Source organism: Catenulispora sp. GAS73 (assembly GCF_041262085.1).
Taxonomy (GTDB): Bacteria; Actinomycetota; Actinomycetes; order Streptomycetales; family Catenulisporaceae; genus Catenulispora.
On the sequence record NZ_JBGCCM010000026.1, the window covers coordinates 95542 to 120605 of the forward strand.

General features: G+C 69.6%; 21 protein-coding genes. 14 read left to right on the forward strand and 7 right to left on the reverse strand.

Going from position 1 to position 25064, the window contains the following annotated elements; translation table 11 throughout:
* The first annotated feature begins 369 nt into the window (after positions 1-369).
* Positions 370-1467, forward strand: coding sequence for a glycoside hydrolase family 19 protein (locus tag ABH935_RS33655; protein ID WP_370381989.1), 1098 nt, complete (start codon positions 370-372; stop codon positions 1465-1467).
* 139 nt (positions 1468-1606) lie between these two features.
* Here ABH935_RS33655 and ABH935_RS33660 read toward each other — a convergent pair whose 3' ends face one another.
* Positions 1607-1951: a hypothetical protein gene (locus tag ABH935_RS33660; RefSeq protein ID WP_370381990.1), complete on the reverse strand. Its 345-nt coding sequence runs from the start codon at positions 1949-1951 to the stop codon at positions 1607-1609.
* A gap of 67 nt (positions 1952-2018) precedes the next feature.
* On the opposite strand from ABH935_RS33660, the gene ABH935_RS33665 reads away from it, so the two are divergent.
* Positions 2019-2876, forward strand: coding sequence for an NmrA family NAD(P)-binding protein (locus ABH935_RS33665; RefSeq protein WP_370381991.1), 858 nt, complete (start codon positions 2019-2021; stop codon positions 2874-2876).
* A gap of 119 nt (positions 2877-2995) precedes the next feature.
* A complete protein-coding gene (locus ABH935_RS33670; protein WP_370381992.1) occupies positions 2996-4813 on the forward strand; it encodes an LCP family protein in 1818 nt (605 codons plus the stop codon).
* Here the strand turns inward: ABH935_RS33670 and ABH935_RS33675 are convergent.
* Genes ABH935_RS33675 through ABH935_RS33695 form a run of 5 tightly spaced genes read right to left on the reverse strand, consistent with a single transcriptional unit; the run spans position 4786 to position 9950 of the window.
* Positions 4786-6351, reverse strand: a complete 1566-nt coding sequence (locus tag ABH935_RS33675) for a beta-N-acetylhexosaminidase (protein ID WP_370381993.1) — start codon at positions 6349-6351, stop codon at positions 4786-4788. The two genes, ABH935_RS33670 and ABH935_RS33675, sit on opposite strands and share 28 nt — an antisense overlap.
* Positions 6352-6397: 46 nt before the next feature.
* Positions 6398-7228 carry a carbohydrate ABC transporter permease gene (locus tag ABH935_RS33680; RefSeq protein WP_370381994.1) on the reverse strand — a complete coding sequence of 277 codons (831 nt, stop codon included), beginning with the start codon at positions 7226-7228 and terminating at the stop codon, positions 6398-6400.
* 24 nt (positions 7229-7252) lie between these two features.
* Positions 7253-8242 carry a carbohydrate ABC transporter permease gene (locus ABH935_RS33685; RefSeq protein ID WP_370381995.1) on the reverse strand — a complete coding sequence of 330 codons (990 nt, stop codon included), beginning with the start codon at positions 8240-8242 and terminating at the stop codon, positions 7253-7255.
* Positions 8239-8607 (reverse strand): hypothetical protein, encoded by a 369-nt coding sequence (locus tag ABH935_RS33690; protein WP_370381996.1) that lies wholly within the window; start codon positions 8605-8607, stop codon positions 8239-8241. The genes ABH935_RS33685 and ABH935_RS33690 overlap by 4 nt, the downstream gene beginning before the upstream one ends.
* Positions 8604-9950 (reverse strand): extracellular solute-binding protein, encoded by a 1347-nt coding sequence (locus ABH935_RS33695; protein WP_370381997.1) that lies wholly within the window; start codon positions 9948-9950, stop codon positions 8604-8606. The genes ABH935_RS33690 and ABH935_RS33695 overlap by 4 nt, the downstream gene beginning before the upstream one ends.
* A 306-nt stretch (positions 9951-10256) precedes the next feature.
* Here ABH935_RS33695 and ABH935_RS33700 point away from each other — a divergent pair, with 306 nt between their 5' ends.
* Both ABH935_RS33700 and ABH935_RS33705 read left to right on the forward strand, forming a co-directional pair.
* Entirely contained in the window at positions 10257-11675 is a 1419-nt protein-coding gene (locus ABH935_RS33700; RefSeq protein ID WP_370381998.1) for a cellulose binding domain-containing protein, read from the forward strand.
* A gap of 219 nt (positions 11676-11894) precedes the next feature.
* Entirely contained in the window at positions 11895-12656 is a 762-nt protein-coding gene (locus tag ABH935_RS33705; protein ID WP_370381999.1) for a GntR family transcriptional regulator, read from the forward strand.
* An 898-nt stretch (positions 12657-13554) separates the two neighbouring features.
* Here the strand turns inward: ABH935_RS33705 and ABH935_RS33710 are convergent.
* A complete protein-coding gene (locus ABH935_RS33710; RefSeq protein WP_370382000.1) occupies positions 13555-13887 on the reverse strand; it encodes a chorismate mutase in 333 nt (110 codons plus the stop codon).
* Between the two features lie 189 nt (positions 13888-14076).
* On the opposite strand from ABH935_RS33710, the gene ABH935_RS33715 reads away from it, so the two are divergent.
* The 9 genes from ABH935_RS33715 (at position 14077) to ABH935_RS33755 (ending at position 25029) form a co-directional block, all read left to right on the forward strand.
* Positions 14077-14643, forward strand: coding sequence for a TetR/AcrR family transcriptional regulator (locus ABH935_RS33715; protein ID WP_370382001.1), 567 nt, complete (start codon positions 14077-14079; stop codon positions 14641-14643).
* A gap of 20 nt (positions 14644-14663) precedes the next feature.
* A complete protein-coding gene (locus tag ABH935_RS33720) occupies positions 14664-15434 on the forward strand; it encodes a cupin domain-containing protein (protein WP_370382002.1) in 771 nt (256 codons plus the stop codon).
* Between the two features lie 151 nt (positions 15435-15585).
* Positions 15586-16467 (forward strand): NAD-dependent epimerase/dehydratase family protein, encoded by an 882-nt coding sequence (locus tag ABH935_RS33725; RefSeq protein ID WP_370382003.1) that lies wholly within the window; start codon positions 15586-15588, stop codon positions 16465-16467.
* Complete coding sequence (locus ABH935_RS33730) at positions 16464-16964, forward strand: MarR family winged helix-turn-helix transcriptional regulator (RefSeq protein WP_370382004.1); 501 nt, start codon at positions 16464-16466, stop codon at positions 16962-16964. The genes ABH935_RS33725 and ABH935_RS33730 overlap by 4 nt, the downstream gene beginning before the upstream one ends.
* 219 nt (positions 16965-17183) lie before the next feature.
* Positions 17184-18272, forward strand: coding sequence for an iron ABC transporter substrate-binding protein (locus ABH935_RS33735; protein ID WP_370382005.1), 1089 nt, complete (start codon positions 17184-17186; stop codon positions 18270-18272).
* Complete coding sequence (locus ABH935_RS33740; RefSeq protein WP_370382006.1) at positions 18269-19858, forward strand: ABC transporter permease; 1590 nt, start codon at positions 18269-18271, stop codon at positions 19856-19858. Before ABH935_RS33735 ends, ABH935_RS33740 begins: the two co-directional genes overlap by 4 nt.
* 1 nt (position 19859) lies before the next feature.
* Entirely contained in the window at positions 19860-20969 is a 1110-nt protein-coding gene (locus ABH935_RS33745; RefSeq protein WP_370382007.1) for an ABC transporter ATP-binding protein, read from the forward strand.
* A gap of 1 nt (position 20970) precedes the next feature.
* The gene (locus ABH935_RS33750) at positions 20971-22323 is read left to right on the forward strand and encodes a recombinase family protein (RefSeq protein ID WP_370382008.1); all 1353 of its coding nucleotides are present in this window, start codon (positions 20971-20973) and stop codon (positions 22321-22323) included.
* A gap of 342 nt (positions 22324-22665) precedes the next feature.
* Entirely contained in the window at positions 22666-25029 is a 2364-nt protein-coding gene (locus tag ABH935_RS33755; protein WP_370382009.1) for a putative Ig domain-containing protein, read from the forward strand.
* The last annotated feature ends 35 nt before the right edge of the window (positions 25030-25064 follow it).

Below are 25064 nucleotides of genomic sequence, written 5' to 3' on the forward strand. Positions count from 1 at the left end.
TGTCGCAGAGGGCTGAGTCGCAGGAGCGGAAGAGGACGAGGAAGAGGCAGCGGAAGGAGACGTCTTCGACGCCGGCGGCGGAGCCGGACGGGACGCCGAGGAGGAACAAGCAACGAGCACAGCGGATGACATGACCAGGACCAATGGCGCCATGATGCGGTTCATATGCTTCGCCTTACTGCTTCTGTGGCGGCGGCACTCTTGAGGCAGGCTACCGCCACCGACGATGTCAAGGCTCGCACATTTTGAGTAAGGGTCGCTCGAACCGGTCTGGACCAATTCCGGCCCAAACCCTTGACTGGTCTGGACCAATTCTGTTTGCTCCTAGGGGAACCACTCGATGTCCCCCACAACACAACGGAGTGGCACATGACCCTTACTCACGCACCGGGACGCTCCCGGTTGCTCGCGCTGCTGGTCGCACTGGCCAGTGTGCTCGGGCTGTCGCTGGTCGCCTTCCCCCAGGCGCCGGCGCACGCGGCGGCGGCCTGCGCCGCGCCGTGGAGCTCGACCGCCGTCTACACCGGCGGGCAGACCGCTTCCTACAACGGCGACAACTGGTCTGCCAAGTGGTGGACCCAGGGTGATATCCCTGGCAACAACGGCCAGAACGTGTGGGCCGATCAGGGCGCGTGTTCCGGCGGCGGTGGCGGGGGCGGTGGCGGCGGCAGTTGCAGCTACCCGGCCTGGGTCGCCGGCCAGAACTACAGCACCGGCGCCATCGTCACGTACACGGCCAACGGCGGGCTCTACATAGCCACCCACGACAACCCCGGCTATGACCCGACGATCAGCACCTGGTACTGGTCGCCGTACACCTGCTCCGGCGGTGGCGGCGGGGGTGGTGGCGGCGGCGGTGGCGGCTTCGTCGTCAGCCAGGCGCAGTTCAACCAGATCTTCCCGAACCGGAACTCCTTCTACACGTACGACGGTCTCGTCGCCGCGCTGAGCGCGTACCCCGCGTTCGCGACCACCGGCAGCACCGCGACGCAGCAGCAGGAGGCGGCGGCGTTCCTGGCCAACGTCGACCACGAGACCGGCGGCCTGGTGTACATCTCGGAGATCGACCAGTCCGGGAACTACTGCGCCAGCGAGTCCTACGGCTGCCCGGCCGGCACGTACCAGTACTACGGCCGCGGCCCGCTGCAGATCAGCTGGAACTTCAACTACTACGCGGCCGGAAACGCTCTCGGCATCGACCTGCTCGACAACCCGAACCTGGTCGCGACCGACTCGGCCACCTCGTGGAAGACCGCGCTGTGGTACTGGTTCACCGGGACCGGCAACGGCTCCGTGACCTCCCACGACGCGATGGTCAACGGCAACGGGTTCGGCGCCACCATCCGCGCCATCAACGACATCGAGTGCAACGGCGGCAACACCGGCGAGATGCAGGACCGGGTGAACGACTACGAGTCGATCACCGGGGTCCTCGGTGTTTCGCCGGGCGGGAACCTCACCTGCTGAGACGACTCGCTGCGGACTGAAGATCAGAGCACTGCGACGGCGGCCGGGGATCGACTGTGCAGCGGTTCGGCGATTGACGCCGGACTGGCTGGGCAGTTCCCCGGCCGCCGCTGGTTCACAGGCGATACGGCCAGGCCGGTCAGGGCTTGGTCAGCTTGATGGCGACCATGGCTACCACGCGGCCGACGCGGTCGGAAAGTGACCGCGGCTCGGGCGGCGTATCCGTGTCAGGGTCCTGAAAGGCTCGCACGGCCTGCTCGGCAGCCTCCGCGGCGGTCGCGGCCCGCACCCGGATGACGTAGCGCGCGCCGAGGCGTTTCAAAGCCTTGCGACCCTCTTCGATCCCCGCGGTCTGGTCCGGCGGGTAGGGCCCGGACTGGCCCATGGACCCGCCGTCGCGGGTGAAGCCATGAAGATAGATGCCGTCCCCGTTGTCGTTCACGATGGTGGAACGACCGACACCCGGGCAGCGTTCCGCCGACATAGACCGCGGACTTCTTGATACTCAGTAGCCTGAAATCATCGAGAAGATCGACAAGGAGGCGGAAGCGATGAGCGCTCTGACTGTGGTCACCGGGGCGACCGGCAACGTCGGCGGGTCCCTGGTTTCGGCCCTGGTCGCGAAGGGCATGCCGGTGCGGGCCCTGGTCCGCGCCGAGGCGGACGCGGCGCGGCTCGCCGGCGACGGCGTCCAGACCGCGGTCGCCGATCTCGACGACCCCGCGACGATGGCGTCCGCTCTGGCCGGCGCGGAGGCGCTGTTCTTGTTGCCCGGCTACGCCGACATGCCCGGGCTGTACGCGGCGGCGCGCGACGCCGGGATCGGTCATGTCGTGCAGTTGTCGGGGGTGTCGGCCGGCAGCGGCGACATGTCCAACGCCGTCACCGAGTACATGGTGCGCAGCGAGCAGGCCGCGGCGGAGTCAAAGCTGCCGCACACCGTGGTGCGGCCCTCGGCGTTCATGACCAACGCGCTGCGGTGGGCCGGGCAGGTGCGCGACGGCGACACCGTGACACTGCCGTTCCCGAATGTGGCCACGGCCTGCCTGCACCCGGCAGACCTGGCCGCCGTGATCGCTGCTGTGTTCGCCGATCCCGACCGGTACGCCGGGGAAGTGCTGCTGCCCACCGGTCCCGAGGCGCTGCTCCCCCGCGAGCAGGTCGCGATCGTCGGCGAGGTGCTGGGGCGGACGCTGAACTTCGTGGGACTCACCGACGAGCAGGCGCGCGAGTCCATGGCCGCCGACGGCACTCCGCAGCGCTACATCGACGCCTTCCTGGACTTCTACGCCGACGAGAACCTGGACGAGTCGCCGGTGCGCAGCACCGTCGCCGACGTCACCGGCGCCGCGCCGAGGACGTTCACGACCTGGGCCGCCGAGCACACCTCCGCCTTCACGCGCAGCTGACGACCTCCTGGTTGTAGCGCGGCCGTGACCAAGCTGTCGCCGCCCCGGGCCATCAGATCGCTGAGATCGGGGTGTTCGGGGGGCGGCAGCTTTACGGGAACGGGAAGTGGGGGTGCGGCATGTCTGATTACTGGCAGCCGGACGAGCACGACGGGTACGAGGACCACAACCGGTACGACGAGTACGAGGACCACAACCGGTATGGCGAGAACGAGGTACAGCGGGGACGACGGGCTCCTGAACCGGGACACGGCAGGCGCCGGCAGAGCCGTCCCCGCTCCGGCAAGGAACGTCCACCGGCGGGAGTGATAGCCGGCCGGGTGGTGGCCTGCACGCTCAGTGCGGCTGTCGTCGTCACGACCGGCTCGATCTGGTACGTCAACAGCAGCTTGAACGACAGCCTGCACACGTCCAACGCGACCAACGCGGCCAAGCCCGGCGAGGGCGGCTACATCCCGAAGCACCTGGGCAACGACATCAATCTGCTGCTCATCGGGCTGGACTCGCGCAAGGACATGAACGGCAACGACCTGCCGACATCGCTGGTCGAGGACGAGCTGCACGCCGGGTCCTCGGAGAAGGGCGGTTACAACACGAACGTCCTGATCTTCATGCACATCCCGGCCAACGGCGGGAAGGTCACGGCGTACTCGATCCCGCGCGACAGCGACGTCGACCGGCCGGGAGGTTCGTCCACGGTGTCGCTGGTGCCGACCTTCCCGGACGACGGGAAAGGCAAGATCAAGGAGGCGTACGGCGACGCCAAGGCCTACGCCGAGGCCAAGCTGGTCGGGGCCGGGAACAAGAACAAGGCCGATGTGGAGGCGAAGAGCCGGGAGGTCGGGCGGGAGGCGACGATCGCCGCCGTGCAGAAGCTGACCGGCCAGCACATCGACCACCTCGCCGAGGTGAACCTGCTGGGGTTCTACGACATCGTGAAGGCGATCGGCAACATCCAGGTATGCCTGAAGGCTCCGGCCTACGACCCGATCGAGGACCACGCCGGCACCGGTCTGAATCTCCCGGCCGGCATATCCACGCTCGACGCGGCGACCGCGCTGCAGTTCGTGCGCCAGCGGTTCCACCTGATCAACGGCGACCTGGACCGCACGCACCGGCAGCAGGCGTTCCTGTCCTCGGTGATGTCCAAGCTGCGCGGTGAGGGTCTGTTCGGCGACCTGGGCAAGATGGACTCGCTGATGAAGGTCGTCGCGAACGACATCGTGATCGACAAGAACGACAACTGGAACGTGCTCGACTTCGCCGCCAGCGCGTCCAACCTGACCGGCGGCAACGCCGAGTTCATCACGCTGCCGACCGGCGCACCGATCACGATCAAGGGCGAGGACGCGGTGACGGTCGATCCGGCCGCGATCAAGCAGGAGTTCGCCTCGACTTTCAACAACGACGCGGCGGTCGCGCCCCCGACCACCGCCTCGTCGGCGCCGTCGTCCTCGGCACCGACCGCACCGGCCACCACGGCCACCCCGACGCCGCCGAAGGACGCCATCACCGTTCTGAACGGGACCCCCAGCAACGGCCTGGCGCTGAAGGTGTCCTCGTTCATCATGGACAAGACCGGCGTCCCGGTCACCAAGACCGGCAACCACGACAACGTCCGGCACACCGTCATCCAGTACGGCGCCGGTGCGAAGGACGAGGCGCAGAAGATCGCCACGGCGATGGCCGCCGGGACCGTGCCGGTCGCCAGTGGCTCGCTGCCGGCGAACGGCATCACGGTCGTCGTGGGCGGTGATTTCAAGCAGTCCACACTCACCGCGAGCACGCCGACCGGCGGCTCCTCAACCGGTTCCACCGGCGGTTCGACAGGCACTCCGTCGAGCGGCTCAACCAGCGCGAGCACCTCGGGCGGCGGGCTCGACAGCGGCCCGGCGGTCGACGCCAACTCTCAGAACGGCATCCCCTGCGTGTACTGAGCGCCTTCCCAGCCGGCCGGACGAGCGGCCGGCAACGCGCCGAGCGCCGCCAGCCGCTCCAGGTGGGGCTGGAGCCGTCGGGCGAAGTCCGCCGGATCACGGCGTTCGTCGCTCCACGCGCCTTCGGCCAACGCGCACAGCCGCGGGTAAAGCAGATGCCTGACGACCTCCGTCGTCGGTGCGGACTCCGTCCAGAGCTGGGCCTGGGTTCCCAGCACGCCGGGCCCGCCGGAGCCGTCGTCCAGGGCGGCGGCTCCGACCGCGGTCAGGCCGGTCGGCAGCGGGTCGAAGAAGTAGGCGTCGGCCAGGGTCAGGACGCGGTCGTCCGCCGAGGGCGGCTCGTCGGGGTGGCCGGTCTGGCGGTAGTCCAGGTAGGTCTGCTCGTGCGGGGCCATGATCACCTGGTGGCCGCGGGCGATCGCCTCCGCGGCGTGCTCCGGCTTCAGCCAGGCGGTCGCGACCACGCCGGGGTCGAGGTCGTCGACGCCGTCGTTCCAGCACACGGCACGGCGGCCGTGTTCGGTCAGGAAGGCGTGCATCTGGCTCAGGAACCAGCCGAGCAGGCCGGAGACGTCCGGCAGGCCGAGGCTCGCGGCCCGGGCGCGGGCGTCGGGGCTCTCCTGCCACTGCACGGTCCGGCACTCGTCGCCGCCGATGTGGATGGCGCGGGACGGGAAGAGGGTCATCACGTCGGAAAGCACGTGGCGGCAGAAGTCGAGGGCTTCGTCGTGGACGGCGAGGATGTCCTCGCTGATGCCCCAGGACGTCCAGACCGGGAGCCGGACGTCCGGGCGGTTGCCGAGCGCCGGGTAGGCGGCGATCGCGGCGCGGGTGTGGCTGGGCATGCCGATCTCGGGGACGATCGTGACGCCGCGGGCGGCGGCGTGCTCGACGAGCGCGGTGAGTTCGCGGCGCGTGTAGTGGCCGGAGTGCGGGACGCCGTCGAAGACGGTGGATCCGGCGCGGCCGACCATCGATTCGGTGCGGGTCGAGCCGATCTCGGTGAGCAGCGGCAGACCGTCGATCTCGACGCGCCAGCCCTGGTCGTCGGTGAGGTGGAGATGCAGGATGTTGAGTTTGTGCAGGGCGATCTCGTCGACGAAGCGGTGCAGGAAATCGATGGGCATGAAGTGGCGCGCCACGTCGAGCATGACGCCGCGCCAGGGGAGGCGAGGCGCGTCTCGGATGTGGCAGGCGGGCCAGCGCTGGGACGCCGCGGAGGCCGCCGGGACTGGAAGTAGCTGCCGCAGGGTCTGCACGCCGTTGAAGAGCCCTGCTTCAGTGGACGCCGCGAGCCGCACGCGGTCCGGGTCGATGCGCAGGTCGTAGCCTTGCGGATGATCGTGGGCGCCGGAGTCCAGGCGGAGCTCGACGACCGGCGCCGCCGCACCCGCGTTGGTGCGCGGGCGGTCGCCGAGGTAGGACGCGAGCAGGTCCGCGGCGCGATCGGCACCGGGATCGGCGACCAGGTTCAGAACGGTTCCCAGGACGAACTCGCCGGAGTGCGGGGTGTACTCGGCGGGACGGGGGATTATCACGAAAAGCCTTTCGGTTCAGCCCGGTTCGATCCCGGCACAGCCCGGTTCAGCCCTTGACGGCGCCGGCGGTCATGCCGGCGGTGAGCCGGGTCTGCGCGATCAGGAAGAAGACGACGGCGGGGACGGCGAACAGCGTCGAGCCGGCGATGAGGCCCGCGTAGTCGGTGCCGGTGTTGGTGGAGAAGGTGGCCAGCCACACCGGGAGGGTGTAGTGGGCGTCGTCCTTCATCATCACGTAGGCGTAGATGTAGTCGTTCCAGGCCGTGATGAAGGCGAAGATCGAGGTGGCGATGATGCCGGGGGCCAGCAGCGGGAGCATGACGTGCCGGATGACCTGGCCGGGGCTCGCGCCGTCGAGTTCGGCGGCCTCCTCCAGCTCGACCGGGATGCCCTGCGCGAAGCCGCGCAGGATCCAGATGGTGAGCGGGACGACGAACGCGGTGTAGGTGAGGCCGAGGGACAGCAGGTTGTTGAGCAGGTGCAGGTTCTTCATCGTCAGGAACATCGGGATCACCAGCGCGGGGGCCGGGATCATCTGGATGCCGAAGATCGTGACGAGCAGCGCGCGCCGGCCCACGAAGCGGAAGCGGGCCAGGGCCAAGGCGGCGAGGAAGCCGACGACGGTCGCGACGACCACCACGGACAGCGTGACCACGAGGCTGTTGACGACGTAGGAGCCGAAGTGCGGCTTGCCGACGGCGTCGGCGAAGTTGGCCAGGGTCAACGGGAACGGGAGGAACTTAGGGGTGGAGGTGAGGATGTCGTGCTGCGGTTTGAAGGCCGTGTTGACCATCCAGTAGAGCGGGAAGGCCCAGACCAGGACGAACGCCCAGCCGGCAATGTTCAGCAGGACCCTGTTACGGGGCGATGCTTTCATGACTGCTCCCTCATGACTGCTCCCTCACGATTCCTCTCCGGAGAGAACCAGGCGCCGGACCCACCAGCCGACCAGCACGGCCAGCAGCACCACCGAGAACACCGCGATGGCCGCGCCCTGTCCGTAGGACTGTGAGGCGAAGGCCTTGGTGAACGACCAGATCGCGATGGTGGTGGTGGCGCCGTCCGGGCCGCCCTTGGTGAGGATCCAGATCTGGTTGAAGACGTTGAAGTCCCAGATCACCGACAGGACGGTGACCAGCAGGAGCACCGGCCGCAGGAACGGCAGCGTGACGGTGCGCAGCCGCCGCAGGTACCCGGCGCCGTCGATCGCGGCGGCCTCGTAGTAGTCGCCGGGGATCTGACTCAGGCCCGCGTAGAGCGTGAGGGCGACGAAGGGCACGGAGATCCAGACCACGAGCAGCCACACCACGACGAACCCGGAGGTGGTGCCGGCGAGGAAGTCGTGCTGCCGCAGATCGCCGAAGACGTACAGCTGGGTCAGCAGCCAGTTGACGACACCGTAGGTGGGCTGGAAGAGCCACTGCCAGACCAGCGTCGAAGCCACCGTCGGCATGGCCCACGCACCGAGCAACGCGAGCATCATCGCCACCCGCAGCCGCCGCCCCACGGCGACCAGCATGAGCGCCGCACCGAACCCGACGACGACGGTGCCCGCAACGAGCGTCGCGGCAAAGACGACGGTGCGCACCAGGACGGAAGCGAGCTGCGAGTCATGCAGGATCGCGGTGTAGTTGGCCCCGCCGACGGAGGTGGCACGGCCGGTGATCAGGGTACGAAGCCCGAAGCCCTGGGTGGAGATGACACCGAGCCGCACAAGCGGATAGCCGACAACCGCACCGAGCAGAACGACAGCGGGCACGAGCAGCACGTAGGGCTGAAGCTGCCGGCGACGACGCCGCGGGCGAGGCACCGCCCCCGGATCGGCGGGGGCGGCGGGCCGGGTCCGCGGCGCGCCCCGGCGCCGGAGCGCGGGGGTGGGCGAGGCGTTCACGGGTGGGTTCCTTCGGGGTGGTGGGGCTGCGGTGCGGGACGCTCGGATGACTCGGCCGACACAGACAGCTCAGCCAGCGCACCAAACCCAGTCGGCTCAGCGAGCTCGGGCAGTGCGGGCAGCGCGGCCACCTCAGCCAGCTCGGGCGGCGTGACCAACTCGGCGAGCGCGGCCACCTCAGGCAGCTCGGACGGGTCAGCTGGCTCGGGCAGCGCGGCCAGCGCGGCCACCTCAGGCAGCGCGCCCACCTCAGCCAGCTCGGGCAGGTCAGCCAGCTCGGGCGGCGTGACCAGCTCAGCCTGCACAGGCAGCGCGGCCGGTGCGGCGTACCCGGCCGGCGCCCCCGCAGCGGTCGGCAACCTCATTGCGCGGGCGCGTTCAGCGCCTGGCTGAGGTGCGCGTCGAGGGTCTTGGCGGCGTCGGCCGGGGACTTGCGGCCGGTGGCGATGTCGGCGAAGAAGTCGTTGATGGACTTGTCCGACTCCACTGTCGCCCAGCCGGCCACGGCCGGGGTCGGGACCGAGGTCTTGGCCGCGGTGAAGAAGGCCTTCGACACGTCCGGCAGGGTGCTGATGGTCTGGTCGATCACCTCGGAGGACGCTGGAATCCAGTGGTCGATGCCGACGATGGCCGAGGACTGCACGCTCGGGTCGGTCGCGGCCTTCAGGTACGCCAGGGCCAGGGACTGGTTCTTGCTCTTGGCCGCGATCGCCAGGTCGGAGCCGCCGAGGAAGACCGGTTGGGTCTTGCCGTCGGTGGCGCTGGGGAAGGGGAAGGTGCCGATGTCGTCCTTCAGCGACGCGTCCACCTTCAGGATCCGGTTGATGTTCGAGTTCAGGATGGTCGCGGTCTTGCCCTGGGCGAACAGGGTGTTGAAGTCCGGCGCTGTGGTGTCCACGTCCTGGGAGGCCGCCGAGGAGTACTTGCCGACGAAGCTCTTCCAGGCCGTCAGGCCCTGCTGCGCCTGCGGCGACTCCAGGGCACCGGACCACTTGCCGCCGGATTCGGTGGCGAGTTGGCCGCCGGCGTCCCAGACGAACTGCAGCGCGCCGTACCAGTAGCGGCCGGGGAAGTAGAACGCTGAGAAGTCCGGCGCGGGGTTCTTCGCCTTGATGGCGTCCAGGTCCGAGGTCAGCTGGGTGAAGGTGGTCGGCGCCGTGGTGATGCCGGCGGCGGCCCAGATCTTCTTGTTGTAGATGACCGCGCGGTTGCCCGCGAACAGCGGTGCGCCGTAGCTCTTGCCGTCGACGGTCGCGGGGCCCTCCAGCCCGGGCAGCCAGTGCTGGCCGTTCTGCAGCTGCGGGAGTGCGGAGGTGATGTCGGTGAGGCCGGAGCTCGCCGCGAACAGCGGGACGTCGGTGTTGCCGATCTCGATCACGTCCGGCGGGTTGTCCTGCGCGAGCGCGGTGGCGATCTTGGTGTTGATGCCGTCCCACTGCTGGATCTCGACCTTCACCTGGGCGCCGGTGGCGGCGGTGAACTTGTCGTCGATCGCCTTCTGGGCCTCGGTGGACAGGTCGCCGTCCATGTACCAGACGGTCAGGGTCTTGCCGGCGCCGGATCCGGAGCCGGCCACCGCGGCCGGCTGCGCGCCGCCGGTCGAGGACGTGCCGCCGGACGCGGAGCTGGAGCAGGCCGTGGCGCCGAGCGCCAGCAGCGGGACGAGAACAGTGCCTGCGGCCTGGGCGGCCGAGATGCGTATGCGCATGGTGATCCTCTCCTTCGAGCTCTGTCGGATGGAGATGAGCGAGGTGCGACGGATGCTTGCACTTTCCCATTGGTAATGTCAACGGTTCCGCGTTGACACGCCCCAGCCTCGGCAGCAACTGACCGAAGGTCGTCTGTGACCACAAGAAATGGCCATATCGGGCACAGCGGAACGAGGTCTTGACAGACCAGTGGCTCGGTCGCATCCTGAACGCCAGCAGCTCCAGGAAGTTACCTATGGTCCTGTCCAAGGTGAACACGGGGAACCGCCTCGGCAGCCACCGACCCCACAAGGAGTTCTCTTCAGATGCGCCACAATCCCGCCCCTCGCCGCTCGATAGCGGCGCTGGCCGCCGCCGGTGTCGCCGGCGCCTTCGGCCTCACCGCGGCCGCGTTCTCCACGACCGCGAACGCGGCCGGCGCGCCGGCCGCGCTGGCCTACCACGTCGGCTCGGCCGGCTCGGACATGGTCGAGCCCTGGTTCACCGTCACCAACACCGGCAGCGGGCCGCTCGATCTGTCGACGGTGAAGATCCGCTACTACTTCACCATCGACTCCTCGCCGTCGTACCAGTTCTCCTGCGAATGGGCGCAGATGGGCTGCGGGAACGTCACCGGCACCATCGGCACGCTGGCCTCGCCGACCGCGACCGCCGACCACTACCTGGAGGTCGGGTTCACCGGCGGCTCGCTGGCGCCCGGCGCCTCGACCGGAGACCTGCAGCTGCGGATGAACGCCGCCGGCTGGGCACCGGTGGACCAGGCCGACGACTACTCGTTCAACGCCTCGCAGACCTCATACGGCCCGACGAGCACAATCACGCTCGCGGTCAACGGATCGGTCGTCTCCGGCACGGCGCCCGGCGGGAACCCGCCGACCAGCCCGTCCAGCTCCCCCAGCACCAGCCCCTCGACCTCGCCGAGCTCCGGCGGCGGCGGGACACCGTCCGGCGTACTGTTCGACGACTTCTCCTACAGCGGCCCGTCGGACCCGAACCTGGGCGCGCACGGCTGGGCGATCCGCACCGGAGCCGGCGGCCCCGGCGTGCAGAACTCCTGGACCGCGGACACGTTCAGCTTCCCCGCCGACAGCACCGCCCAGGGCGGACACGTCATGGATCTGACCGCCTCCACCGACGGCACCACGTCCGGCACCAAGCAGGCCGAGATCGACACCACGCACCAGAAGTTCTTCGAGGGCACCTACGCCGCGCGCGTCTACTTCAACGACGCCCCGACCACCGGCGCCAACGGCGACCACGTGAACGAGACGTTCTACACCATCACCCCCGACAACTCGCTCTACAGCGAGGACGACTTCGAGTACCTGCCGAACGGCGGCTGGGGCGGCCCGGCGAACTCGATGTACACGACCTCCTGGTACAGCGCCGACGCCATGGACCGGGTCACGAACGACACCATCGGCAGCCTGCAGGGCTGGCACACCCTGGTGGCCACGGTCTACGGCGGCACCGTCACGTACTACATCGACGGCAAGCAGGTCTTCTCCAGCACCGGCAAGTACTACCCGCGCGAGGCGATGACCATCGACTTCAACGAGTGGTTCATCGACCTGCCCTTCACCGGCGCCCGCACCTGGAACGAGAAGGTGAACTGGGTCTACTACGCCAAGGGCGTCGCACAGTCCCCAGCCGACGTGCAGAGCACAGTCAACGGCTACTACCAGGGCGGCACGCACTTCACGGACAGCGTCCCGAACAGCTGATCCGCCCCTGACCGGCCTCCCGGGACCAGGCTGGCCCGCCGGCCGGGTCCCTCCCGACCGGCGGCGCGGCCCGACCTGAGCCCGGGCCGCGCCGCCCTACCGATTGCTCCGATGACTTCCGTACCTCCCGCGCCTCCCCTCCCCCCGACTCCCCCACCAACGCCCCGCCACAACGACGGCCCAAGACGCCCGCCGCTCCACCTGGCAGAATCGTCCGATGTGACAGGCAGCGAGACCCGCCCGGCCCGCAAAGTGGCCACCGCCAAGCGCGACCGCGTACGCGACCACCTCCTGCAACTGATCGACACCGCAGCCCCCGGCACCAGCCTGGACTCCGAGCGCGACCTGGCCGAGGCCCTCGGGGTGTCCCGCCCCACGGTCCGCGCGGCACTCCAGGACCTGGCCCGCTCCGGCTACCTGGTCCGCCACCAGGGCCGCGGCACCTTCACCAGCCCACGCAAGATCGACCAAGCCCTGACCGGCGACAGCGCGGACGGCCCCGCAGCCCTGGCAGCCCCATCCGCGGAAGGCAACTGGACCAGCCACGTAGTCACGTTCCGCACGTCCCCAGCCGGCCCATCACGCGCCACCCGATTCAACATCACCGCCGCCGCACCAATCCTGCGCATCGTGCGCGTACGACTAGTCGAAGGCGAACCGATCGCGATCGAGCGCCTGGACGTCCCAGCAGCACTGGTCCCGAACCTAAAACCGGACGACGTCGAATCAGGCAACTTCTACCACCTCCTACGCGACCGGCACGGCATCACGGTCTCCGACGCCGTACAGACGATGGAACCAACGGTCGCCAACCCGGAGCAGGCCGAACTACTCGACATCGAGGTCTACGCCCCCCTACTCCAAGTCGAGCGCACAACGAAGGACACCACCGGCCGCGTCGTAGAGTTCGCGCACTCGGTCTACCGCGGCGACCGGTACCGCATCACGACGCGACTGCACCTAGACGCGACGTCGGGATGAGGACGGGCCGCCGGCGGCCGCCACGACGATCGGCAGCGGCGCGACAACGAGCCTGCCGATACGGCCAAGCTGCCGGTTCCGCTGGAACCCGGTGCCTCGGCAGCTGCGGATGGTGACGGGCCAGCGCTGGCCGACCACGTGGTTCGTCGGGTCCGACCGGACCATGCGGGGTGTTGGTTCTGGGTCCCTCGCCGCGTCGGCGGGCTCTGCCAACCTGCCCGGTTTGGCGGTGTCAAGCCGAACGAGAGGCGACCACAGCAACAGCGATGCGGCTTGATTCCGCCAAACCGGGCTGGTTCCGTCTACGGCGACGACGCGGCGAGGGACCCAGAACCCTGGCGACCACAAGCAGCGACCGTCGGCAGACAGCGCGGCGCACCACGAGCGTAAAGGGAGCCGACCAGTCGCGGGCCGCCGCCGAAGCGCCGGACGCGCGGGTCGCCCCCTCGCTGTAGAGCGCCCGCCGGAGGCCTCAAGGCGCCCACCACGCACGACGATTGCCGCCTACGACATGCGCAGTGACTCGGACCGGCGCGCGGTCGTGCACGCGCAAACCGCCAGCCGCCAACGCGACGCCGCAGAAACCTGAACCGCCGCGCGATCTTGCTAACGAAAACCGGCAGCCGCCGACGCAACCCAGTGTGCGAGTGGGGCATGCTGGCATTTTGTTAGGAAATTATCGCCCCTTGTACGTACATATAGCACGCGCCGCCGACACCAACACCAAAGCCCACGCCGCACCCGCACCCGCACCCGCACCCGCACCAGCACCAGCACCAGCACCAGCAAGCCAGACGCCCCAACAAAAGCAGCCCGGCCGTCCGACAAAAGCAACCCGGCCGTCCACCAAGACCCATCGATAGCAGACGGCCCGCCCCTCCAGCACCAACCACCCCGCCTACTGCCCCGCAGCGTGGTTCCGATGATTCCGCACCACTTCGTCAATAATGAAGTTCAGAAACTTCTCCGCGAACTCCGGGTCCAGATGAGCCTCCTCAGCCAGCGACCGTAGCCGCTTGATCTGCACGGCCTCCCGCTCGGGGTCGACCGCCGGCATACCGTACCGGGCCTTCAGCCGACCAACCTGCTGGGTGCACTTGAAGCGCTCCGCAAGCAGGTGCACGACGGCCGAGTCGAGGTTGTCGATGCTGGCGCGGAGCTCCAGGAGACGGCCGCGCGCGTCCTCCTGCGATGCTTCAGTGTCTTGCATTGTGGACAAATCGCTCGTCATACAGCCAAGGGTACCGGTCCCCGCACTCGAATCCTCAGCGACCTCGTCTCGAATGCCGAGACAGCAAGGTAAGACCTATATCAGGGCCCTACATCAGCAGCACTTCCCCGGCCGCCGGTAGCGAGAACTCCGGGCCGACCCCGCCCAAAGCCGTCGCCCCTGTACCTACTGGTATGTACACTACCCCCCGTGAGTACAAGAGAACGGCTCATCGAAAGCACCCGCACACTGCTATGGGAACGCGGCTACGTCGCGACCAGCCCGAAGACCATCCAGCAGCTAGCCGACGCCGGCCAAGGCAGCATGTACCACCACTTCTCCGGCAAGGAGGAGCTGGCGCGCGTCGCCATCGACCGCACCGCCGAAGAGATGCGCGCGAGCGTGGGTGCCGTGCTGTCCGGCCCGGGCACCCCGCTGGAGCGCATCTCCGCCTATCTCCGTCGCGAGCGCGAAGTCATGAAGGGCTGCCCGATCGGCCGACTGACTCAGGACCCGGATGTGATGGCCACGCCGATGCTGGTCGCGCCGGTCGCCGAGACGCTGAGCTGGCTGCGCGAGCGCCTGGCCGCCCTCGTGGCGGAAGGGGTCGCCGACGGCGAACTGAATCCGGCGCTCGATCCGGTGACGACGGCGACCGCGATCGTCGCCACGCTCCAGGGCGGGTACGTCCTCGCGCGCGCCGCGAACGACCCGCAGGCCTTCCAGCAGGCGATCGAGGGCGTTCTCGCGCTGCTCGGCGCCCCATCCGTCCGCTGACCACCGAAGGAAGACCGAGCATGCAGATTTCCCGCACTCCCCGCACCGGTGCCCCCGCCTCCTCCGAGTGGATCACCGGCGGCGCCTTCATCGACGAACTCGCCACGCCCGCCGGCCCGTCTCGCACACAGGTCGACAGCGTGCGGTTCGAACCCGGCGCCCGCACGCGCTGGCATCACCACCCGCTGGGCCAGGTCCTCGTCGTCACCGACGGCACCGCGCTCGTGCAGCGCCGTGGCGGTTCGGTCGAGACCATCCGCACCGGCGACAGCGTGCGGATCGAGGCCGGCGAATGGCATTGGCACGGCGCGACGCCCGACGGCGAGATGACGCATCTGGCGATCGAGGAGCTGCCCGAGGACGGCCGCACCGCAGAGTTCGGCGACGCCGTGACGGACGCTGAATACGGGGTCGAATACACCGGTGAAGCCGACACGACCACCGCCGAAGCCGAGCCGCCGATGAGCCGAGTGATCGTCCTGGACCAGAAGCTGCCCGAACCCCTTGCCACGCACCGCGTCGAGATCCGCCGGATCACCATCGCCCCGGGCTACGCCGCCGGGCTGCACGTCCACAACGGCCCGGTCTTCGGCAGCATCGAGACCGGCTCGGCCGTGTACCAGATCGAGGGCGAGGCCGCGGTCGCGCTCGGGCCGGGGGACGTGTTCCACGAGCCCGAGGGCGTGCGGATCGCACGCTTCGACGCGCAGCAGGACGGGGTGACCTTCCTCGGCTACTTCCTGCTCGCCGACGGCGTGAACGCCGAACTCGTCTTCCCCAACCAGGATTGAGAGTTCAAGTCACAGCATCACGTATCACGCATAGACGCGCAGTTCAGCACCAGTCTTCCCCCATTCCACTTGACGCTTCAAGTCATCAGCCCTAAAGTCTCACTTGAAGGAGCAAGTCGAAACCGCACCAACCCGCAGAAGGGTGAAGACCATGAAAGTCGCACTCACCGGCGCCACCGGGTTCATCGGCTCGCACGTCCTGACCGAACTGCGCGAGCACGGCCACGAGGTCGTCGCGCTGGTCCGCGACGAGGCCGGCGCCAAGACCGCCGAGGCCAACGGCGCGACCCCGGTCGTCGTCGACCTGGCCGACCGGGCCCGGGTCGCGCAGCTGCTCGCCGACACCGACGGCGCCGTGCACACCGCGAGCCCCGGCGACGCCACCAGCGCGGACGTCGACAACGCGGTCGTGGACGCCGTCATCGAGGCCTACGCCGGCACCGGCAAGCCCTACGTCCAGATCAGCGGCTTGTGGGTCTACGGCGACAACACCGCGATCACCGAGGACTCCCCGTTCCGGGCGCCGGCCATGGTGGCCTGGAAGGAGCCGATCGAGCAGCGGATCCTGGCCGCCGACGGCCCGCGCACGACGATCCTGGTGTCCAGCGTCGCGTACGGCGACGGCGGCGGCGCCCTCCCGGGCGCGCTGCTCGGCTCCCCGCGCGAGGAGTCCGGAAAGCTCATCATGCTCGGCGACGGCCGCCAGCACTGGTCGACGGTGCACGCCGCCGACCTCGCCACCGCCTTCCGCCTGGCGCTGGAGAACGACAGCGCGCGCGGCTACTACATCCTCGGCGACGGCAGCAACCCGACGGTCGCCGAGATCACCGAGGCCGTCGCGGTCGCCGTCGGCGCGCCGGGCGCGGTGCCGGGGTCGGTCGAGGAAGCGCAGTCCCGCTTCGGTGAGTACTTCGCCGAAGTCCTGCTGCTCGACCAGTCCACCACGGCGGAGAAGGCGCAGCGGGAGCTCGGCTGGCGTCCGACGCGTCCGAGCCTCGTCGAGGAGTTCCGGCACGGAAGCTACCGCCAGTGAGCTCGGACCCCCACGAGGGGCTCTGGCTCGACGCCGGAGAGCTGTCGGCATGGCTCGCGGTGGTCCGGTTGATGACCAGGCTGCCGTGGGCCATCGACGGCCGGCTCCAACGGGACGCCGACCTGAGCATGGTCGAGTACATGACCATGGCGACGCTCGCCAAGACCCCGGCGTGGACGATGCGGATGAGCGACTTGGCCGAAGCCGCCAGCGTCTCGCTGTCCCGCCTGTCGCACATGGTCCGGCGACTGGAAACCCGAGGCTTCGTCCGCCGTGAGACAGACCCCTGCGACGGCCGTTTCACCAACGCCGTCCTGCTCCCGGAGGGGATGCGCAAGATGGAGGAGGCGGCACCGGCCCACGTCGCGTTCGTCCGCCACCTCGTCGTCGACAACCTCTCCCCGGAACGTCTGCGCCGCCTCGGCCAAGACGCGCAGCAGATCGTGCGACGCATCGACTCGCCGGCCTCCGCCGAACGGCGGTCGTCCGCGGTCTGACGCAGCCTGACGCGGCCTGACCAGAAGGGGAGCGCTGCCCGAGCCACCGCTGAGCCCCTGCCTGAACCACTGCCGGAGCGCGCCACCCCGGCGCCAGCGTCCACCCCCTACCCCCCTGTTCTTCGCTTAGGCAATCCTAAGTACGGTGTGCCTAGGCTCAACCACGAGCGCCCGTCGGCCGAACGCGGCGGCAGTTCGTCGTCAACAGGGAGGTTCTCGGTGCTCACGCGTGCCGTACGGTCCGGTCGGAAGTCGGCGGGGGTGGTCCTCGGGGCCGCGCTGACCAGCGTGGTGCTGGCGGCGTGCGGCAGCAGCACCTCGAAGCCGGCGGCGGGTGGCTCCGGCGGCGGTTCCGCGTCGGGCGGCTCGGTGGCCGGGCAGTCCATCACGGTGTACAGCGGCCAGCACGAGCAGACCGTGCAGGCGCTCGTGAAGGACTTCGAGGCCAAGTCCGGGGTCACGGTGAACGTGCGCTCGGGCGACGAGGCCGAACTCGCGAACCAGGTACTGACCGAGGGCAAGGCCTCCCCCGCGGACGTCTTCTTCGCCGAGAACCCGCCGGCGCTGACCACGCTGGAGGAGAAGGGCCTGCTGGCGAAGGTGAACGCGAGCACGCTGAGCGCGGTGCCGGCCTCCGACAGCGCGGCCGCCGGGGACTGGGTCGGCGTCTCGGCCCGCAGCGCCGTGTTCGCGTACAACACCGGATCGGTGCAGGCCGCGCAGCTGCCGACGTCGGTGAAGGACCTGGCGGGCCCGGCGTGGAAGGGCAAGCTCGGGATCGCGCCCAGCGAGACCGACTTCACGCCGATCGTGACCCGCATGATCAAGTCCGCCGGCGCCGACGCGACCAAGACCTGGCTGCAGGGCCTCAAGGCCAACGGCAAGGTCTACAGCTCCAACGAGGACCTGATCGCGGCGATCAACAAGGGCGAAGTCGCCGGCGGCGTCGTGGACCACTACTACTGGTACCGCATGCGCGACGAGGTCGGGGCCGGCTCCGTGCACAGCGCTCTGTCCTTCTTCGCGGCCGGAGACCCGGGGTCGCTGGTGGACGTCTCCGGCGTCGGCATCCTGTCCTCCAGCAAGCACCAGGCCGCGGCCCAGGCGTTCCTGGCCTACCTGGTTTCCCAGCCGGCGCAGCAGATCATCGCCACCTCGCAGAGCTACGAGTACCCGCTGCTGGCCGATGTGACCGCCGCGAAGCTGAACAAGCCGCTGTCGGCCGCCGACCCCGTGGTCCCGGCCACCGATCTGGGTGACGGCAAGCAGGCACTGGACCTGTTGCAGAGCGTCGGCCTCCTTTCGTGAGCCAGAACTCTCTACTGAAGACGATGAGCCCGGCGACGTTACGTCGCCGGGCTTCCGGCGCTCCGTTCGCCCTTCCGCTGGTCGCCGCCGCGGTCGCGCTCGTCGTGTGCTGCCCGCTGGTGTTCGTGGTGATGCAGGCCGGGCAGTCCGGCTGGGACTCGGTCCGCCGGCTGCTGGGCCGTCCACTGGTCACCACGCTTCTGTGGCACACACTGGAGCTGACGGTCACGGTCACGGCCGCGACGCTGGTGCTCGGCTTCTGCGCCGCCTTCCTGACGCAGCGCACTGACATACCCGGCCGCCGCGTCTTCACCGTCCTGCTGGCGATGCCGCTGGCGGTCCCGGAATTCGTGCACGGCTACTGCTGGGTCTCGCTGTTCCCCTCGGTCCGGGGCTTCTGGGGCGCGGTGCTGGTGATGACCACCTCGCTGTATCCGTTGGTGTTCCTGCCGGTGGCCGCGACGTTGCGCCGCAGCGACGCCGCCACCGAAGAAGTGGCGCGCAGCCTCGGCCACAGCCGGTGGCGCGTGCTGTGGCGCGTGACGCTCCCACAGACCCGGCCCGCGCTGGCCGGCGGTGCGTTGCTGGTGTCGCTGTACCTGCTCGGCGAGTACGGCGCGTTCGCGATGGTCCGCTACACCACCTTCGCGACCGCGATCTACACCCAGTTCGAGACCAGCTTCGACACGGTCTCGGCGTCGGTGCTGGCGCTGGTGCTGATCGTGCTGGCGGTCCTGGTGATCGGCGCCGAGGCCGGAGCCGGTCGGCGGCGGGGCCGCGTGGTGCGGGAGGGCGCGGCGGCCCGGCCCGCCGACCCGATCCGGCTGGGCGCCGGGCGGATCCCGGCCGTCGCGGGTCTGGCCGCCGTGGTCGGGACCACCCTCGGCGTCCCGGTGTACGCCCTCGGATACTGGCTGGCCAAGGGCAACTCCAGCACCCTGCCGTCCGCCTCGATCTGGACCGCGACCGCGACCACCGCCGGCTACGCGCTGGTCACCGCGGCCGTGGCGACCGCGGCGGCGGTGCCGGTCGCGCTGCTCGCCTGGCGGCACCCGGGGCACGTGTCCTTCGGGATCGTGCGCCTGGCGTATCTGACGCGTGCCCTTCCAGGCATCGCGGTAGCCCTGGCCGTGGTGTTCTTCGCGATCCGCTACGCGCAGCCCTGGTATCAGCAGCCTCCGATGCTGGTCGCGGGCTACGTCGTGCTGTTCTTCCCGCTCGCGCTGACCGCGGTGCGGGCCTCGCTGGCCCACGTCCCGCACGGGGTGGAGGACGTCGCGCGCTCGCTGGGCCGGCGCCGCCTGGTCGTGCTGGGGCGGGTCACGCTCCCGCTGATCGCGCCGGGATTGGCCGCGTCGTTCGCGATGGTGGCGCTGACCGCCAGCACCGAGCTGACCGCCACGCTGCTGCTGCACCCCACCGGCACCGAGACGCTGGCGACCCGGTTCTGGTCGTACACCACCGGCCTGGCCTACGGCGCCGCCGCGCCCTACGCGGCGATGATGACCGTCCTGTCCGTCCCGGCCGTCGTCCTGCTGACCCGCCGCACGCTCGGAACTGCTCGTCCGTCGAAGGAAGAAGCCTGACATGAGCGGACTCACGATCACGGATCTGCGCGCGGGCCACGGCGGCGCCGCGGTCCTGGACGGCCTGGACCTCACCGTCGAGGACGGGACGCTGGCCTGCATCCTCGGCCCCTCCGGATGCGGCAAGAGCACGCTGCTCCGGGTGATCGCCGGATTCCACCGGTCGAGCGCGGGGACCGTCGCGGTCGGCGGACGCGTGCTGAACGACGACCGCACACAGGTCGCGGCCGAGCGGCGGCGCATCGGGTACGTACCGCAGGACGGCGCGCTGTTCCCGCACCTGTCGGCCGCCGCCAACATCGGCTTCGGCCTGCCGCGCCCCGGCCGTCGCGAACGTGTCGAGGAGCTGCTGGACCTGGTCGGCTTGTCAGGGCTCGGAGACCGGCATCCGCACCAGCTGTCCGGCGGCCAGCAGCAGCGCGTCGCGCTGGCGCGGGCGCTCGCGCCGCGTCCGGAGCTGCTGTTGCTGGACGAGCCGTTCGCCGCCCTGGACGCCGCGCTGCGCACCGAGGTGCGGGCCCAGGTCGCCGCCACGCTGCGCGCGGCCGGCGCCACCGCGATCCTGGTCACGCACGACGTCGACGAGGCGCTGTCGTTCGCCGACCTCATCGCGGTGCTGCGCGCCGGACGGATCGTGCAGGCCGACAGCGGCCACGCGCTCTACCACCGGCCGGCCGACGCCGACATCGCGCGGACGCTCGGCGAGGCCAACCTGCTGCCGGCGGTCGTGCGCGGCGAGGTGGCCGAGACAGCGCTGGGTGCTCTGGCCTTGGAAGACGGCTACAAAAACCGGGGTGGATCGCAGACGGTCATGCTACGTCCCGGACAGCTCCGGCTCGGTGCGGACGGGGCGGGTACCGCCGAGGCGCGGATCCTCGACTCCCGGTTCCGCGGCACCGACTGGCGCGTCGAGCTCACCCTGGAGGACAGCCACATCGTGGGCCCGCCGCTGATCGCGTACGTCACGGAAGCGCCGCCGGCGGCCGGACAGCGGGTACACATAGGCGTCAACGGATACGCCTATCCGATCGGCACCTCGGGCGATCCGAAGAATGCCGTGTCCTCCGATGGTCCACCCGCGAAGGTGACCACCAGCGCCGTCGTGTCCTGACATGGCCGGGCAGCAAGATCAGGCGGGACGCGGCGCGCTCTACTGCTGTGTCCCGCACCGGGCCGACGCCGACCAGGCGCCGATCGACGCCCAGGAGCGGCAGGGACGTGCGCTGGCCGCCGCGCTCGGCGTCAGCGTGCGGCCGGAGCTGGTGTTCGCCGACCGGCAGCGGGCGATCTGGCAGCCGGAGACCGAGCGGCCGGGCTGGACCGCGCTGCTCACGGCGGTCCGCGAAGGCCGGGCGCGGACGGTGCTGGTGTTCCGGCCGTCGATGCTGGTCCGTCATCGACCGGCCGACGTGGTCGAGTTGCTGGTCCTGGCGGAGTCGAAATCGGTGGCGTTGCACGGTTTCGGCGATGAGCTGGATTTGAGCGATCCTCAGATTCGCGAGTCCGCACTTGAGCAAGCGCGCCACCTGAGCCATACGTCCGCGGCGCTGTCGGATTCCGTCCGCGCGGCGCATCGTCTGGCTGCGGAATCCGGGCAGCCGCACGGCGGCGGCCGTCGAGCCTACGGCTACGAGACCGGAATGCGAGCTCTGATTCCCGGCGAGGCGCGAGTGGTCCAGGAGATCTACACGCGGTATCTCGACGGCGAGAGCCTGCGCGCCATCGCCTGGAACCTGAACGCCCGCGGCGTGCCGACCTCCACCGGCAGCACCTGGACCACGACCGGCGTCGACCGGATTCTGCTGGCACCGAGGTACGCCGGACTGCGGGTCTTCCGCGGCAGCGTTGACCGGGAGGAGGGCGGGCTCCGTCCAGGGAACTGGGAGCCGTGCGTCAGCGTCGAGGACTGGCGCAGCGCGCAGAAGGAGCGGACGGCGCGGGCCGCGACCCATGCCGGGCACCGGAAACGTGCGCATTATCTGCTGACCGGGCTCGTCATCTGCGGCCAGTGCGATGTCCACATGGTCGGCTCGATCGTCGGCGACTACCGGATGTACGCCTGCGCCTCCTTGAACAGTCCGCTGCCCCGGACCTGCAAACTCCACATAGCCGCGGCCTCCTTGGAACGTTTCGTCAGCGAAGCGGCGGTGGACCTGCTGACCGACTGGGACGGCTCGATCGATCTCGACGGTCCGGTCAGCATGCGGCGCGGGCCGTCCGTCGCGCCGGCCGGCCGGCGCGACGGTTTCCGCCGCGACCACGGGCAGGTGGACCTGCGCGACATCCGCGCGCTGGACGGGGTGGCCACCGGCCCGGACGCGGCCCACGAGTGGCAGCGGTTGCCGGAGGCGCGGCAGGCGGCGGTGCTGCGGGCGTTGTTCGCGGCAGTCGTGATCGGGCCGAAGACAACCGCGCGGAGCATCTTCGACACCAGCCGCATCACCTTGGTGCGCGGCGATCCTTGACCCGATCCCCCGCCTTGACGAGTCCGGGGGCAGCAGATATATGAACTCTGAGATACTACGCTGCGTAGCACTGCCGGTATCGTACGCGGCGCGCGTTCGATCTCGACCCGCCCCCGATTCTCAACCCGACGGAAAAGTACGCAGGCCAAAAGCTATTACCGGCGCGTAGTTCTTCTACGGCAGCCAGTGGGCGCATATCTATAGACTTATATGAGAGGCCGTTGACCGACCATCTCCGCGGCGCTAACTTCCCCTCCAGATCGATCGGGCTCATCCCCTGCCGAACGGCGGCGTGCCTGACAAGGCGTGCCGCCACCCCACACCGAGAGGGAAACCATCCCCGTGAGAATCAGTTCACGCCTGCGCGCGACCGCGCGCCTGGCAACAGCCGTTGCCCTGGGCAGCGCGCTGGCAGTCGCCGGCACCTCGGGGGCCACCGCCTCCCCGGCCCCGGCCGCGACCGCCTCGGCATCCGCAAACCTGATCGCCGCGGAGGCCGCCGGTTCCGCCCACGCCTCGCAGCCCGCGGTCTCGGCCGCGAATCAGGGCTCTACGCACGCCTGCTCCGCCGTCATCGTGGTCGGCCACCAGTCCTGCTTCGCCCTGAAGCGGAACGGGGTCGGCGTCTCGGCGGCGGCGGTCTCCCCCAACGCCATCCCGTCCGGCGTCGGGTACGGGCCGTCGCAGTTGCAGTCGGCGTACAACCTGACGTCGGCTTCGGCCTCGAACGGCGCGGGCCGGACCATCGCGCTGGTCGACGCCTACGACGACGCCAACGCCGCCTCCGACCTGGCCGCGTACCGGTCCGCCGCGGGCCTACCCGCGGGCACCTTCTCCAAGGTGAACCAGAACGGCCAGACCTCGCCGCTGCCCTCGGCTCCCCCGGCGGGCGACGACTGGACTCTTGAGGAGTCCCTGGACCTGGACATGGCCTCGGCCATCTGCCCGCTGTGCAAGATCGTGCTGGTCGAAGCCAACGACGACTCCAGCAACGGCCTGTATGTCGCGCAGAACACCGCCGCGAGCCTGGCCGGCTACATATCGAACTCCTGGGGCGGCTCCGAGTCCTCCACCGAGAGCTCGCAGGACTCCTCGTACTTCACCCACGCCTCCGGCATCGTGACCACGGTCTCCGCCGGTGACTCCGACTACGGCGTCAGCTACCCGGCGACCTCGCCGAACGTCGTCTCCGTCGGCGGCACCAACCTGGCCACCGCGTCGAACTCCCGCGGCTGGACCGAGTCGGTGTGGAACACCACCACCGGCTCTGAGGGCACCGGATCGGGCTGCTCGGCCTACGAGACGAAGCCCTCGTGGCAGGCCGCACTGAGCCTGCCGGCCGGCTGCTCCAACCGCATCGACAACGACGTCGCCGCCGACGCCGATCCGGCCACCGGCGTCGCCGTTTACGACACCTCCAACGGCAACACCGGCTGGAACGAAGTCGGCGGCACCTCGGCCTCCTCCCCCATGGTCGCCGCCATGTTCGCCCTCGCCGGCAACGCCGGCGCCACCCCCGCCCAGGACATCTACCAGCACACCGGCAACTTCTACGACGTCACCTCCGGCAACGACGGCAGCTGCACCCCCGCCTACCTGTGCACCGCCGGAACCGGCTACGACGGCCCCACCGGCATCGGCACCCCCAACGGCATCGCCGGCCTGCAGACGGGGAGCAGCACCGAGACCGTCTCGGTGACCAACCCGGGTAGCCAGACCTCGACGCAGGGCACTGCGATCAGCACCCTGCAGATCTCGGGTTCGGACTCCGCGGGCAAGTCGCTGACCTACTCGGCCACCGGCCTGCCGGCGGGCCTGTCGATCAGCTCCTCCGGCGCCATCACCGGCACCCCGAGCGCGGCGGGCACGTCCACCGTGACCGTCACCGCATCGTCCGGCACGGCTTCGGGTTCGACGTCCTTCACCTGGACGGTCAACTCCTCCGGTGGCACCGAGACCGTCTCGGTGACGAACCCCGGTAGCCAGACCTCGACACAGGGTACTGCGATCAGCACCCTGCAGATCTCCGGCTCTGACTCCGCAGGCAAGTCGCTGACCTACTCGGCCTCCGGTCTCCCGGCCGGCCTGTCGATCAGCTCCTCCGGCGCCATCACCGGCACCCCGAGCGCGGCCGGCACCTCGTCCGTCACCGTGACGGCGTCCTCGGGCACCGCCTCGGGCTCCACCACCTTCTCCTGGACCGTCAACCCCTCCGGTGGCGGCGGCTGCACCGCCGCACAGCTGCTGGGCAACCCCGGCTTCGAGACCGGTAGCGCCACCCCGTGGTCCGCCACCGCCGGTGTCATCAACAGCGACACCACCTCCGAGCCCGCCCACACCGGCAGCTACGACGCCTGGCTCGACGGCTACGGCACCACCCACACCGACACCCTGTCGCAGAAGGTCAGCATCGCCTCCACCTGCAAGACGGCGAACTTCTCCTTCTGGCTGCACATCGACACCGCCGAGACCACCACCAGCACCGCCTACGACAAGCTGTCGGTGCAGGTCCTGAACTCCTCCGGCACCGTCGTGGGCACCCTGGCCACCTACAGCAACCTCAACGCCAACAGTGGCTACAGCCAGCACTCCTTCAGCCTGGCCAGCTACATCGGCCAGACCATCACCCTGAAGTTCACCGGCACCGAGGACGCCTCGCTCCAGACCTCGTTCGTCATCGACGACACCGGTCTCAACGTGAACTGACGACTGAGTCAATGTTCTGAGGACGGCGGGCGGCG

Coding starts and splice junctions, on each gene's coding strand:
- ABH935_RS33750 (WP_370382008.1), top strand. CDS start 20,971: ATGGCCGGGCAGCAAGATCAGGCGGGACGCGGCGCGCTCTACTGCTGT.
- ABH935_RS33665 (WP_370381991.1), top strand. CDS start 2,019: ATGAGCGCTCTGACTGTGGTCACCGGGGCGACCGGCAACGTCGGCGGG.
- ABH935_RS33690 (WP_370381996.1), bottom strand. CDS start 8,607: ATGAGGTTGCCGACCGCTGCGGGGGCGCCGGCCGGGTACGCCGCACCG.
- ABH935_RS33745 (WP_370382007.1), top strand. CDS start 19,860: ATGAGCGGACTCACGATCACGGATCTGCGCGCGGGCCACGGCGGCGCC.
- ABH935_RS33655 (WP_370381989.1), top strand. CDS start 370: ATGACCCTTACTCACGCACCGGGACGCTCCCGGTTGCTCGCGCTGCTG.
- ABH935_RS33710 (WP_370382000.1), bottom strand. CDS start 13,887: ATGACGAGCGATTTGTCCACAATGCAAGACACTGAAGCATCGCAGGAG.
- ABH935_RS33660 (WP_370381990.1), bottom strand. CDS start 1,951: ATGTCGGCGGAACGCTGCCCGGGTGTCGGTCGTTCCACCATCGTGAAC.
- ABH935_RS33695 (WP_370381997.1), bottom strand. CDS start 9,950: ATGCGCATACGCATCTCGGCCGCCCAGGCCGCAGGCACTGTTCTCGTC.
- ABH935_RS33725 (WP_370382003.1), top strand. CDS start 15,586: ATGAAAGTCGCACTCACCGGCGCCACCGGGTTCATCGGCTCGCACGTC.
- ABH935_RS33700 (WP_370381998.1), top strand. CDS start 10,257: ATGCGCCACAATCCCGCCCCTCGCCGCTCGATAGCGGCGCTGGCCGCC.
- ABH935_RS33670 (WP_370381992.1), top strand. CDS start 2,996: ATGTCTGATTACTGGCAGCCGGACGAGCACGACGGGTACGAGGACCAC.
- ABH935_RS33680 (WP_370381994.1), bottom strand. CDS start 7,228: ATGAAAGCATCGCCCCGTAACAGGGTCCTGCTGAACATTGCCGGCTGG.
- ABH935_RS33720 (WP_370382002.1), top strand. CDS start 14,664: ATGCAGATTTCCCGCACTCCCCGCACCGGTGCCCCCGCCTCCTCCGAG.